We start from the raw sequence: 15152 nt of genomic DNA on the forward strand, positions 1-15152 counted from the left end.
ATTAAAATTTCTAATTATTATTAATTGATACTTTAAATAATTAAATACATAAAAAAAGTTGTTAAAGGTATTTTAACAAAATTAGTTAAGAAAATAGATTCCCAATAAAATTCTTTGGTTGTAGTATAAATTAAAAAAGTAGCAATAATAGAAATAAAATAATTAAAAATACAAGTAATTAAAGAAATATCTTTTTTTTTATAAATATATAAATATTTAGAAATAATATCTATGCCACCTGTAGAACCGCCGATTCTAATACAAATTCCAGCAATAATACCAGTTACCAAAGAAACAATAAAGACTCTCAAAAAATTACTAAACCAAAACTTCCCCTCATAATCAAAAATACCAAAAAAATTTTGCATTTTATTAAAAACAAGCCCATTATTACCATTAATTAAAATAGTTAAAATGGTTAAAAAAATAAAAATAAAAATAGTATTTAAAAAAGTAATAATGTTAAATTTACCATCTAATTTAGGAAAAGCAATAAAAACGAACAAAATAAAATTCACTAAAAGATAAAAAAATGCTGCAAAAAAGCCTACAAAAGAAGAATTATATTGCAAAATAGAAAAATTACTTTTCAAAACTTTTGCAATAGCATCACCAATACCATGAACACCTGTAACATATAAATTTATTTTATAATTACCACTAACAAAAAGAATATCAGTTAAACAATAAAAAAAACATAAAATAATATTAATTAAAATAAAATTAAAATTAATTTTTTTACTTTGAAAAAAAATATTGGTATTTTCTTCTTTTTTAATCACAAAAAATAACCTTTTCTAATTAATTTTTAATTTTTTTCTAACTCAAACAGCAATAAAATCCAAAATTCCATTTTTTTATAAAAATAAGAAAAAACTTTATAAATGTATTTATATGTGTAGATTATATCATAATATATATAAAATCCAAAAAAATTCCTATTTAATTTCTATTTTTTATTATTTTGGAAATAATTTTATATTTTTCGATTGTTAAAAATGTATAATTTTCAATAATCAAAAAAATATTTTAATATATTATTCTATTAAAATTTATTAAATAGAATATTTAATTCCTAAAATTTCTCTTATTTTATTAATTTTTTGTTGAGATATAGTGTTAGCTTTAAAAGCTCCATTAGACAAAATATTTTCCAAAATAGAATCATTAATAACATTTTTAAAATTATTTTGAATAATTTTAATTTTTTCCAAAACCAAAGATACTAATTTTATTTTAAATTCTCTATAAGAATAATTAGTAAATAAAAATTCTACTTGAGAAATTTCAATACCTTTTAAACCTGCATAAATTTTTAATAAATTCGAGATACCAGGTTGCGTTTGAGGATCATATTTTATTTTACCTATATTATCGGTTACTGCCTGCATAATTTTTGTTTTAATATTATCTAAATCTTCTAATAAGAAAATACAACCTTTATCTTGATCTTTATCTAAAAAACTACTTTTACTCATTTTTTTATCAGGTTTATTCAAAGAATTAATAGTATATCCTATATTTAAAAATTCTGGAATTTTAAAAACATCTCCATAAAAAGAATTAAAACGAATAGCTAAATCACGAGTCAATTCTAAATGTTGTTTTTGATCTCTCCCGACTATAACTATATCAGCATCATAAAGTAAAATGTCAGATGCCATTAAAAGAGGATAAGTAAAAAGAGAAACTTTTGAATTGGAAGAGTTTTTTTTATTTTTTTCTTTAAATTGAATCATTCTATTCAACTCCCCCAAATAAGAATTACATTCTAAAATATAACTTAAATAAGTATGAGCCAAAATATCTGATTGAAGAAAAAAAGTAGTTTTAGACAAGGATAAACCAGAAGATAACAAAATAGCTGCCATATTACGTATCACTTGTTTTAAGTCAAACTCTTTAGAAAAAGTTGTTAAAGCATGTAAATCAGCAATAAAAAAATAAAATTCATATTGTTCAGAAAATTTTTGCTGAAATAATATTAAAGGTTGAATAATACCAAGCCAATTACCTAAAGTCAAATCTCCACTAGGTTTTATACCAGTAATAATAATTTTTTTTTTTATTAAAGATATACTATTCATAAATTAAAATCCTTTTTTTTGCTTTAACTGATTTATTTTTAATTTCAAAGATAATATAAAAAAATGCAGCAAATAATATAAATAAAACAAATTCTCTAATAAAAACTGCTATTTTTCCACTAAAATAATTTATTCCTAGAATAGGTTCTCCAAAAATTTTATTCTCATGAAGATTATAATCACATTGAATATTAGCATAAGGAAACCAACATTTATTAGATGTACAATGAACACCTAAACAAGTTTTTAAAGGCTCCAATAAACATAAAAAAAAGAAAAATAAATAAATTAAAGGATGTATAAAAGAAATAAAAATTTCTTTAATTTTAATCTTAGATATTTTTAAATAAATAAAAATTATAAAAAAAGTTAAAGGAATAATAGTATGTTGAATAATACTTAAAAAATGACTTTCATAAATATTTTGAAAAAAATTTTCATTATAAAAAATATTTTGTCGCAAATAATTACAAAAAATATTAAAATCATTATATTTTTTCCAAATCGGAGCAAGGATCATATTATAAACAAAAAAAGTCAATAAAGAATTAACTAATACTATTAAAATAATTTTTTTTTGTCTTTCTTTATTTTTCATTCCTACTAAAAAAGTGCATAAAATATACAAAATAGATAAAATCATTTGATTAGTAAAAAATCTATAATGAAAAAATATTTGTTTAAAAATCTTTTTTATATCAAAAACATTAACTTTGTAATAAACAATTATATATATATCGGAAAAAATAGTAAAAATTACTAAAAATAAAAGTAATTTAAAAATAAATTTATTTCTAATATTATTATTATATAAATTAAAAGGATTTTTTTGGTATTTTGTATTTATTAATGTTAAATTTTTAATCATAATTATTAAATATGTTTTTAATTTAATTAAAAAACCTTTCTAATTTTTTTTAAAAAAAATAAAAAATTTCAAACAAACATAAAAAAATTATTTTAAAAAAAATTAATAAAATTTTATATTTTATTTATTTTTTTACAAAAATAAATTTTAATTAATCAATATTATCAATTAATTATTTTAAATATTGCTTTTTTTAAATTATATAATTAAAAAAATATTTTTAAATAATAAAATTTTAAAATATTTTTAGATATTTTATTTTTATTTTTCAAATATATATGTAAATATACGTATATATATTTATAAGTATATTGTTTTATTGAAATTTTTTATTTTAATTTTATTTTTAATAAAAAAATTAATATTAATAAAAAATTTTTAAATATTTAAGTAAAAACCAATTAATTTTTGCTTTTTTAAATTTAATCAATCGACCTTGTAATTTTATGAATGGTAAATTTGATTTTTCTCTCAAAGAATATGATAATAATTGCAAAATTGATGAGAAGTTTATTTTTTTAAAAACTTTACAATATCCCAAGTTTTTCAAAAAATAGAAAGAAATATTTTGAAATATTTTTTTTGGTTGTAATTGAATGTTAGCGAATATGCATTATGCGGAAGGACATTTATGACAAATTATAAATGATAAACTTTATATTACTTTATAGAATCCGGAAAATCTTTTTTTGCACAATTAATTAAAACCGATCAAGTTTATAAAAATTATATTAATCCGAATAATATTTATATTCGGATTCAGGATAATAAACTACTTTATCATCGAAATTTTTCTGATCTTAAATCCTAAAAATTTAAATAAAATTCTTGATATTTTTTTTATTCCATATTTCCTTAATAATTCATCAGCATCTTTCCGATCAGCATCGGTAATCATTTTAAATGTCATTTGTGATCTTTAAAGTTTTAATTGCTGAATTAATCTTTTGGCGGTTTTTTTAGCCCAATCTCATCATTATCTAATACTAAAATAACTTTGATTTGATTTTTTCGAAAAAATCTAGGATAAATTAGGAAAAATTATTACTAACAATAATTAAACCGATAACATTGTTAATTTGGTATTGATAAGCTTTATAAAACATCAAAAAATCCTTCATTTAACGCCGTTTTGCTATCTAAAATGGTTTTGGCATAGGGGCGCGAAAAAAAAGGGGGGGATAGACTATATTTTATTTTTTTGTCATTTACTAGCTTAAGTGAACGATTACAGGTTAATCGAAATGATATTTTACAAATAATTAAGATTTTGATATTAATCAATTTGATAAAAATTTTTTAATAATTACATATCCTTTAAATAGCCTGAATATGACTAGACATATTTAGGTTATTTTTTTTATTCATATACCATTAAAAAAAAGTAAAGCCCTTTGGATGAGTCTGACAAAACATCCATTGAGCCTTTTTTATTATAGTATAATAATATATTTTTTGCCAAACTTTTATTAATTTAATTTTGTCATGTTTTGGCAAAAACTGGAAATTGATCTAAAAAGATGTTTTTTTAAATAATTTTTTAAAAAATAAATTTTATTTTTTATTAAATAAAGAATTTTTATTATCTAAAATACTAAATTTACAGATATTATTAACTAATTTCATAATTTCCGCATTATTTTTAAATTTCACTAAAATTTTATAATATTATTTAAATAATTATTCCACAGAGATTTTACTTATGGAAAATCCATAAAACGATACGGATAGATTAATTGCGTTTTATGCAGCGATTTATATTTGCTGTTTTATTTACAATCAGCCCCCGTCCAAACCGGACAAGCAAGTTTCCGAGCATCCGGCTTTCCATAATTTACCCTCTTGCGAGAACTAATTATCCCTTGCGGTTAATTAGCTATTTATTCTTATCGTTCTATTCTTCCTGATATCATGTGTTTGTTGATTGGTTATCTTGCGATGGCAATCTTTACATAATACCTTGGTACTTTTATTCATGATACTTTGGTGGTTCGCATTGCGAACTGTCCCAATGTGATGAATTTGAAGTTGGGTTGTTTTATTGCAGTTCTCACAACATTCCGCTTTCAAACGGTCAGTTAGATGCGTGCGACCTCGGAATATAAATCTATTAATGGTAATATCCGGATTTCCCTTATAGTTACGCATTTTTTTAATTTTATCCCAAGTGTAAACGTCCCATGATTCATATTGAGTCTTTCCTTTGTTAATATAGGAAATACCCCAAGTTGAACCTGTCTTCAGTTTCTTTCGAACTCTGGCAATCGACGTTTTTCGTTTTCTTGCCAGCGTTTTCAAACAGCTATATTCCGCTAGATAGTTTAGATAGGTTAAAACACCGAGATTGTTAGCCAAACAAAAGTATTGGATAATTCCTCTAACGATTGCTTTGTAGGTCCGGATTATCTCTAATTCGTCTCTATCCGCTAATGTTTCGTCGTGTTTCACCTTCCCCACTTTTAACCAATTATATTCGTGTCCATATTCCTTGGCTTTCGCTTTGGGAATCTGGATTTGAACTTTACCGTTTAAGGAATTCTTTGCAGTTTTCCTCTCACGAGTTTTATTGGTTGGTTTAACCTTAATCATGTAGGATAGAAACCTAGTTCCTTTGTTGGCTTTCACAATTTTTGATTTGTCCTTACTAATGGTAAGTTTCAAATCTTGTTCTAACCATTGCGTTACTTGATTCTTAATCCCTTCAGCTTTGTCATACTCGCCTTTCACACCAATGATAAAATCATCAGCGTAGCGGATGTATTCAACTCTTGGTTTTGGATTTTGATTAATATCTCTATCAATCCCCAATCTATGGTGCTGGTTTTTACGCCATGCTTTCCCATATTCCGGATTCCCTTTCCTAATTGGTTTTCCTTCTTTAATCAGTTCCTCCATTTTCAGGTCCATGTAATGTAAATATACATTCGCCAGTAAGGGGGAAATGATTCCTCCTTGAGGAGTGCCTGATAAAGATTCGTATTTGATTCCATCTTTCATGAAGCCAGCTCTTAGCCATTTGTTAATGGTTGAGAGAGTTTTACTCTTTTTGATGAACCGATTTAAGGTTCGCATGAGAATTTCGTGATTGATGGTATCAAAGTAGCCTTTTAAGTCAATTTTGACGATGTAGTCAATCCCTTTAAATCTTTGTTTGACGCGTTTGATAGCATCATGGCAAGATTTTTTGGTTCTAAATCCAAAGCTCCATTCTGAAAAGATATTTTCAAAATAGGGAGTTAAGAGTTGTTCGAGGCATTTTTGTATTAGCCTGTCCTTGATAGTAGGTAGCCCCAAGGGTCTAGTTCTTTTATTATTACTAGGAATGAGAATTCTTTTAACTGGTTTGGGGTTATAACCATTATTGACGTATTCCTGATGGTATCTTTCTAGTCTTTCTAGATTAATCCCATCAATGGTTTCATTGTCAATGCCCGGTGTTCCCGCCCCTTTGTTAGCGGCAATTTTATTAAATGCTGTTAACGTGTTATAAAAGTTATTCATCCCTTGCTGAAGTTCTCTTTTTAGAGAGTAACCGTTTGATGAACGATATTGAATTTTACTCAATGTTCGCGAAAGTTTAGTTTCGGGTGAAACAGTTGTTGACATAATATATCAACTCCTTCCTTGATACCATTGAATAAATAGTAAATTACTTTCTTCTTTCGCCCTATAAGAGTGATTAACTCTCTTCTGGGTAAGCCGATTAACTAAATTATTCCAAATTTAGGTTTACCCTTACGACTATTAAAAAGATGCTTTATCCTTGACCATCCGGGCTTTTATCTCCGGATTAGTAAATTTAATTACTTAGTTTTAGGATTCTCCAAGTTACACTGAATTTCGACCTTAATTCTTTAGGGGAAGTATCCTTCTTCTTGGAAGGCTGATTCCAGGTTTCTTTATCTGATAAACTACTCAATACCATTGTCGTGTATTAGTAGACTCTGGACTGTCCGTTTAAGCAACTTCCGGGACAGGTTATGCTATTACATCAATTTTCCTTCTTAGGCCATTCCAGGCTTCTCCATGGAATTATTTGGTGGCGAAGTCCTTTGACTAATTTGCTTTCGTCGCAACCCGCTTTTATGGTCTGCTGTAATTGGACATTCTTTCGTTTGTCAAACCGACCATCTCCTTTCAGAGTTTATCAGCTCTGGCTATTGGTTAGATAGCATGAAATTTAGGCCTCTTTGGCGCCCACAATGAAACATCTATAATTTGGCATGGGTTAGTTTTTTAATTTGTTCTTGAAAACGACTAAAATCTAAATTATAAAAATTTTTTATTTTTTACTATTAATTTTAAATAAATCTATTGTTTTATGCATCTCAATATGAACTTTTTAATAAATATTTTTGAATTTAAATTTTTAAAAATTTAAATTCATTTTATTTTATCTAAAAATCTCTCTCAGATTAAAAATATTTTTTAAAATTTTTAACATAAAAACATTAAAAACTATTTAGTAATTGGGTTTTTTCATTTGGAGTAATTTTTTGAATAATTTTTCCTTTTATACTCTTGAAATATCATTTTTTTATTTTTTAATAAAAGGACTACTTTTTGATTATAATTTGATTTCATTAAAAAGAAATCGAATTCGATTTACCTATACGCGATTCCAATTAAAAATTCTATTTATTTAAAAATTTTAATTTTAAAAATTAATTTAATAAAAAAATTTTTATGAAATTTTAAAAAATTGATAAAAAAATGTGAATAAGTTTGATGTCAAAATTTAAAAAGCTCAATTTTACATTATTTTTGACATGATAAAAAAATTTTTGTGAATAAGTAATGTGAATAAGTGTTAATTTTTACGAAATTTTACTTTTTTATTAATTTTTAATTTTAATTTAATTTATTTTTTAAAAATTTATGATTTTTATCAAAAATAATTAAAATTGAAAATCAACTCCTTCCTTGATACCATTGAATAAATAGTAAATTACTTTCTTCTTTCGCCCTATAAGAGTGATTAACTCTCTTCTGGGTAAGCCGATTAACTAAATTATTCCAAATTTAGGTTTACCCTTACGACTATTAAAAAGATGCTTTATCCTTGACCATCCGGGCTTTTATCTCCGGATTAGTAAATTTAATTACTTAGTTTTAGGATTCTCCAAGTTACACTGAATTTCGACCTTAATTCTTTAGGGGAAGTATCCTTCTTCTTGGAAGGCTGATTCCAGGTTTCTTTATCTGATAAACTACTCAATACCATTGTCGTGTATTAGTAGACTCTGGACTGTCCGTTTAAGCAACTTCCGGGACAGGTTATGCTATTACATCAATTTTCCTTCTTAGGCCATTCCAGGCTTCTCCATGGAATTATTTGGTGGCGAAGTCCTTTTGACTAATTTGCTTTCGTCGCAACCCGCTTTTATGGTCTGCTGTAATTGGACATTCTTTCGTTTGTCAAACCGACCATCTCCTTTCAGAGTTTATCAGCTCTGGCTATTGGTTAGATAGCATGAAATTTAGGCCTCTTTGGCGCCCACAATGAAACATCTATAATTTGGCATGGGTTAGTTTTTTAATTTGTTCTTGAAAACGACTAAAATCTAAATTATAAAAAATTTTTTTATTTTTTTACTATTAATTTTAAATAAATCTATTGTTTTATGCATCTCAATATGAACTTTTTAATAAATATTTTTTTGAATTTAAATTTTTTAAAAAATTTAAATTCATTTTATTTTATCTAAAAAATCTCTCTCTCAGATTAAAAATATTTTTTTAAAATTTTTTTAACATAAAAACATTAAAAAAACTATTTAGTAATTGGGTTTTTTTCATTTGGAGTAATTTTTTTGAATAATTTTTCCTTTTATACTCTTGAAATATCATTTTTTTATTTTTTTAATAAAAGGACTACTTTTTTGATTATAATTTGATTTCATTAAAAAAGAAATCGAATTCGATTTACCTATACGCGATTCCAATTAAAAATTCTATTTATTTAAAAATTTTAATTTTAAAAATTAATTTAATAAAAAAATTTTTTATGAAATTTTAAAAAAATTGATAAAAAAAATGTGAATAAGTTTGATGTCAAAATTTAAAAAAGCTCAATTTTACATTATTTTTGACATGATAAAAAAAAAATTTTTTGTGAATAAGTAATGTGAATAAGTGTTAATTTTTACGAAATTTTACTTTTTTTTATTAATTTTTAATTTTAATTTAATTTATTTTTTAAAAAATTTATGATTTTTTATCAAAAATAATTAAAATTGAAAATCAAAATGTGAATAAGTTGTGAATAAGTAGGTATATTTGACTAATAAAACTTGAATAAGTGTCTTTAAAACTTGAATAAGTATCTTTAAAACTTGAATAAGTATTAAAAAAACTTGAATAAGTTTGATACTTTAAATAATAAAATATATGATTAATTCTATATTTTTTTTAATTTAATTTTTTTTAATATTTGAAATACATTATATAATAATAAAGACATAAGATATAAATATATAAATGTATTTATAAATTATTTAAATAATTAATTATATATATATATAAAAATAAATATATATATAAATATATAAAAATAGAAAATATGTTAAATATATTTAAATTCTTTAAATTCTATTTATTTAAAAATTTTAATTTTATTTAATCCTATTTATTTTTAATATAAATTTAAAAATTTTTATATAATAATAATTAGTATTAATTTATTAATTAATTTTTTTAAAATTATTTTTTATCTAAAAAATTTTTTAAAAAAAAATAATTAATTTTCTGATTCTTTTTTTCTTTAAATTTATAATTTTGATATTTAATTTAAATAATATAATTTTAAATTTTTTATTTTTTTATTACTTAAGTTTTATACTTAAGTTTTATTTTTTGTTTTAGTTTAAAAATTTATTTATGTTATACAAATAAGATCAGTAAAAAAATTGTAATTATAATGGAATTTTAAATAAAATTAAATAGGTGATGGTTTTGAAAATTGTTTATGATGGATTAAAGCAAGGTAATATTTATGATTTTGTAAAAAAATTAAATTATCCTAATCAACATATATCAGAATTTGTTGATAATAATGATAAAATTATTTTAGTAATTAAAACAGTTGGTTTCGGGGAATTATCCCAAGAAGCTAGAAATTTTTTGAAAAAATATTCTCATTTAGTTATAGGTTTAGCTTCTTCCGGTAATAAAAATTATGGTTTCAATTATGCCAGATCTGGAGATGTTGCTTCTAAAGAATTCGGTATTCCTTTAATTATGAAATTTGAAGGAAAAGGTTTTAATGAAGATGTTCAAAAATTAAATGAATGGATTCAAAATTATAATAAATTTGAAATTAATATAGGGGTGAGTTGTAGTTTGGATTATAAATGTAAAAATTTTTTTAATAATCAAAATAAATTTTGTGATAATAATTCGATTTCTCGTTGGATCGTTTTAAATAATCAAATTATAGATGAAAATGGTAATATTAAGGATCTTAATAAAGATTTAGAAGCTTTAGATAGTTATTTATCTGAAGAAATTAAGCCTAAATTAAAGAAATTTGATAATTTATCTGATAAATTAAAATTTTTAATTGATAATGAGTATTATGAGGAAGATTTTTTAAAACTTTATTCTTTTGATCAAATTCAAGAAATTTACAAAATAGCATATGATTATAATTTTCGTTTTAATTCTTTTATGAGTGCTTATAAATTTTATAAAGATTATTCTTTAAAAACTAGAGATAAAAAAAATTATTTAGAAACTTATGAAGATCGTTTAGTTATTAATGCTTTGTATCATAGTTCCGGAAATTTCGAATTAGCTAAGCAATTAATTAATAGTTTAATTAGACAAAATTTCACTCCAGCCACTCCTACATTATTAAACAGCGGGCTTAAAAAAAGAGGAGAATTTGTTTCTTGTTTTCTTTTAGAGGCCGGAGATTCTTTGAATGATATATCTCGCATTATAGAATTTACTATGCAATTATCTAAAATAGGCGGAGGAGTTTCTATTAATTTATCTAATTTAAGAGCTAAAGGTGAATCTATTAAAGGAATTGCTAATGCATGTAAAGGTGTTATTGGTGTAGCCAAAATTTTAGATTATGTTTCTCGTTATGCTGATCAAATGGGACATAGATTAGGAGCTGTTGCTATTTATTTAAGCGCTCATCATGCTGATATTTTAGATTTTTTAAACTCTAAAAAATTAAATGCAGATGATGATATTAGATTAAAAACGTTATCTTTAGGTGTGGTAGTATCTGATAAAATGATTTCTTTAGCTAAAGAAAATAAAATGATGGCTTTGTTTTATCCTCATAGTATTTATAAAAAATATAAAATGAATTTTGCAGATGTTAGTGTTGAAATGAATAAATGGTATGAAATTTTGGTTAATGATCCTGACATTGATAAAAAATTTATAAATCCTAGACATCTACTAGAAACAATTGCTCAATTACAAGGCGAATCGGGTTATCCATATATTATGTTTTGCGATAATGCCAATAAACAAAATACTTCGAGCGGAAAAATTAAATTTTCCAATTTATGCACAGAAATTTTACAGCCTTCATTAACTTCTCATTACGCCCCTTATGATCAAAGAGATAAAGATATAATTGGTATGGATATTTCATGTAATTTATCTTCTGGTCATATGGGTAATATGATTAAAAATAAAAATATTAAAGAGACTGTTTTTTTGGCTATGGAATTGATGAATTCGGTTTCTATAAAGAGCAATATTCATTATGTTCCAGGAGTATGTAAAGCTAATCGATTAAATAGGAGTGTTGGTTTTGGCATGATGGGTCATCATAGTTTTTTAGTAGAAAATATGATAGAATTCGGTAGCGAAGAAAACTTAGAATTAATTGATGTTTTTTTTAATGCTGTTAATTATTATTCTTTGTTACATTCTAATTTGAAAGCGAAAAAAACAGGTCAAAAATTTTTTAACTTTGAACAATCAACTTATGCTAGCGGTGAATATTTCGAAAATAGACAAGCTATTATTCCTAAACTTCCAAAAATTAAAAAGATTTTTGAAGATATTGAATTACCTAATAACGAAGATTGGGATGAATTACGTAAAAACATTATAAAGTATGGTTTATGGAATTCACATAGATTAGCTATAGCCCCTAATGGTTCGATTGGATATGTTATGTCTACTACTTCTTCTCTAACACCTATTAAACAATTAGTTGAAGAAAGAACTTATGGAAATTCTAAAACTTATTTTCCGGCACCTTATTTGTCTGATTTTTCTTTTATGTATCAAACTGCTTATCAAATTGATAAATTTAAACTAATAAATGTTATAGCAGTTGCGCAAAAACATATAGATCAAGGTATTTCGTTGGAATTATGTATTAATTCTGATATGAATACTAGAGAATTGCAAAAAATTTATTTATATGCTCATTATAAAGGCATAAAAACTCTTTATTATACTAGAACTAGAAAATTAAAATTATCCGAATGTGAAGCGTGTTCTATTTAATTATTTTTTTGGATAAAAAAAATATTTCTTAAGGAGAAAATGATTATGTGTTGAAACTACAAAGATTTTTAAATATTGTGTTATTTAAATCATTATCAAGTGAGATAAACAGTTAAATGATAATATTGAATAATTTCTTAAAAGAAAAATATAAATTTTTTTATTTGTAATAATTAATACAATTCAAAGCGGTTCTTAAAAAACCTAAATATTAAGTTAATTTATCAATAATCCGTGCTGAACCCCGAAAGTATTACAATTAATAATCTTTTGAATGAAGATCAACTTTTTTAGTTGATCTTTTTTCGTTTCTCAAACAAATGAAAAAAAGATATCTTATTATCTTTTCTAATTATATCGGCGGATCAAGAAATAATATGAAAAGCAAAGCTTTATAATATTTTAGATATAATTTTTGTATGTTTTATTTTTAAATTTTTATTTAATAAATACAATTATTTTAAATTTTATTACTTTTTTGAATGTTGACGAAAATATTAATATTTGATAAAATTAATTACATATTGTTAAATTAAAATTAATTTAGTGTTTATAAACTTGATATACTTATTTTATTTATAATCATATTTTTATTCTAGTTAAATTTTAATTTAGATCGGTTTTTTTAATAAATAATTAAATATAGATAAATCCAATTATATATTTATTTGATATTTTTCATTTCTCAATTTCAATGTTCTTGTTATTATTTAAAAAATTTAATTTTGTTAAAATATTTTTTCATTTTATAATTATTTTTTTATTTTATGAAAATTTTTTTATTTAAAATTGCGATGTTTTAATAAATATTTTTTAAAATTATTAAAATTTTTTTAAATTAATTTTAAATGTGATAATAATATAAAACTATTTTTTGGTAAATTTAATAAAAAATTAATCTTTTTATATACGAATTATATTGATTTTCTTGTATTTTATTTTTTTAATAAAAAAGTATTTTAATTAAAAAAGATTAAATTTAGATAAATTAACGGAAAAAAGGTTTTCTTATTATGTTGGTGAAATATCTACAAAATAAAATCATTAAATTATTAATTGCAGTTTTTATTTTATTTTTGTCATTAAATCTTTTTTTAATAATATTTTTTAAATTAGACAATAATTTTAAAAAATTCAAATTATTTTCTTCTAATAAACCGATAAATAATTCAGAAAAACTAAAAATTAATATAATGGATGTAATAAGTTCCTCATTTCAAATGAAGAATTTGCAGGGTGATGAAAAAAAATTACTTTCAATAGATTCAAAGCTGCCTTTAAAAGAAATAATTTTCATTTTACAGGAAAGATTATTGAATCAATTTCAAGTAAATAATCAAATACACAAAGCTTACGTATTAGCACAAGAAGATGCTCATATAAAAGTTGATTATAACGATTATTATATACTTCCTCAAGACGAAATAATATCTATGCAAAATTTAATTTACACAAGATCTTATTTTACAGAAGAAGAAACAATAAAAGTTCTTTCGGACAAATTATTAACAGAATATAGAATAAATCAAAAAAGGTTGAAAAAATATATTGATTTTTTAAAAAATCAATTAAATCCTAAAATGATTAATGATAATTCTTTAAATATAAAAATAACTTTAAACAATAAACAAATGCCAGATATATTATTTTACATTATGATTATAAAAACAGTTTTAGCAGAAACACAATATAGAACAACCATATTGAACGAACAACTTAAAGCTGATCAGAAATTACAACTGCTCGAACATGATTTTATGAATACTAAGGATTGGATACAAAATGAGAATAACAAGTTATCATGGATAAGTCCTAATCTTTCCCCAAAAGAAAAAATTTTAATTTTAAAAGAAAAACTAATAAATCAATTTCGACAAAGAAACAAATTAGCCAAATATTATGAATTAATATATCAAAAAGCATTCCCAACATCGCTTAAACAAAAAAGGCCAACATATCTTCCAAATGAAAATTTATTTTCACAATATATTTATATTACAGATGAAGATTTATTTTTACAATATATTTTTAATCAACATCCGTACGCAACGGAAAATAAAATAATTGAACATCTTCAGAAATCATTGGAGGAAGAATACGAAAACACAAAATTATTATTAAATTTATGCAATTCAATCTTAGATAAAAAAATTTTTCCGCAAATTTACTATACTATGACTTCGAGCAGTTCCGAAGTAGATATAAATGAAATGACTGAAATTCTAAGTGATCCGTGGTATATTTCTTTTATAAGAGTTCAATTAAATGATGAAATAGATAAATTAACGAAGTTAAAAAAACATATAAAAAAATTACAAGATGATACCCTCAAAGATTTAGATAAAACAAAAAGAGAATTAGAAACTACAAACGAAGAACGCAATAAAATACAACAAAAATTAAACCAAAAAAAACAAGAATTAATATACACACAAAATAAAGCAAATGCAGATTTAGATGCTAAAGAAATAGCTAAAAACAAAGAAATTGCTAAAGAGTAGCCATTTGATGAACAATATTGAATTTTATCCCGTGTTCGCCAAAGTTTAGTTTCTATTGAAACCGTTGTTGACATAGTATATCAATCCCTTTCTTGATGCCACTGAATAAATAGTAAATTACTTTCTTCTTTCGCCCTATAAGAGTCGTTAACTCTTTTCTCGGTAAGCCGATTAACTAAATTATTCCAAATTTAGGTTTACCCTTACGAC

General features: G+C 23.1%; 6 protein-coding genes. 2 read left to right on the plus strand and 4 right to left on the minus strand.

Translation table 11 applies throughout. The annotated features are described in order from the left end of the window. Window positions 1–32: 32 nt before the first annotated feature. From H7686_RS02555 to ltrA, 4 genes are all read right to left on the minus strand, one after another. Window positions 33–782, minus strand: coding sequence for a YitT family protein (locus H7686_RS02555; RefSeq protein WP_212304308.1), 750 nt, complete (start codon window positions 780–782; stop codon window positions 33–35). A 273-nt stretch (window positions 783–1055) separates the two neighbouring features. Beyond that, a complete protein-coding gene (gene trpS, locus H7686_RS02560; RefSeq protein ID WP_193622101.1) occupies window positions 1056–2087 on the minus strand; it encodes a tryptophan--tRNA ligase in 1032 nt (343 codons plus the stop codon). Beyond that, entirely contained in the window at window positions 2080–2955 is an 876-nt protein-coding gene (locus tag H7686_RS02565; RefSeq protein ID WP_193622100.1) for a hypothetical protein, read from the minus strand. The genes trpS and H7686_RS02565 overlap by 8 nt, the downstream gene beginning before the upstream one ends. A gap of 1872 nt (window positions 2956–4827) precedes the next feature. Then, a complete protein-coding gene (ltrA, locus tag H7686_RS02570) occupies window positions 4828–6561 on the minus strand; it encodes a group II intron reverse transcriptase/maturase (protein ID WP_444517542.1) in 1734 nt (577 codons plus the stop codon). Window positions 6562–9903: 3342 nt separating this feature from the next. Between ltrA and nrdE the strand changes: the two genes are divergently transcribed. Together nrdE and H7686_RS02580 are read left to right on the plus strand one after the other, a co-directional pair. After that, window positions 9904–12441: a class 1b ribonucleoside-diphosphate reductase subunit alpha gene (gene nrdE, locus H7686_RS02575; protein WP_212304266.1), complete on the plus strand. Its 2538-nt coding sequence runs from the start codon at window positions 9904–9906 to the stop codon at window positions 12439–12441. 1013 nt (window positions 12442–13454) lie between these two features. Then, window positions 13455–14942, plus strand: a complete 1488-nt coding sequence (locus H7686_RS02580) for a coiled-coil domain-containing protein (protein ID WP_444517543.1) — start codon at window positions 13455–13457, stop codon at window positions 14940–14942. The last annotated feature ends 210 nt before the right edge of the window (window positions 14943–15152 follow it).

This window comes from Candidatus Phytoplasma asiaticum, assembly GCF_015100165.3.
Classification (GTDB): Bacteria; Bacillota_I; Bacilli_A; order Acholeplasmatales; family Acholeplasmataceae; genus Phytoplasma; species Phytoplasma citri.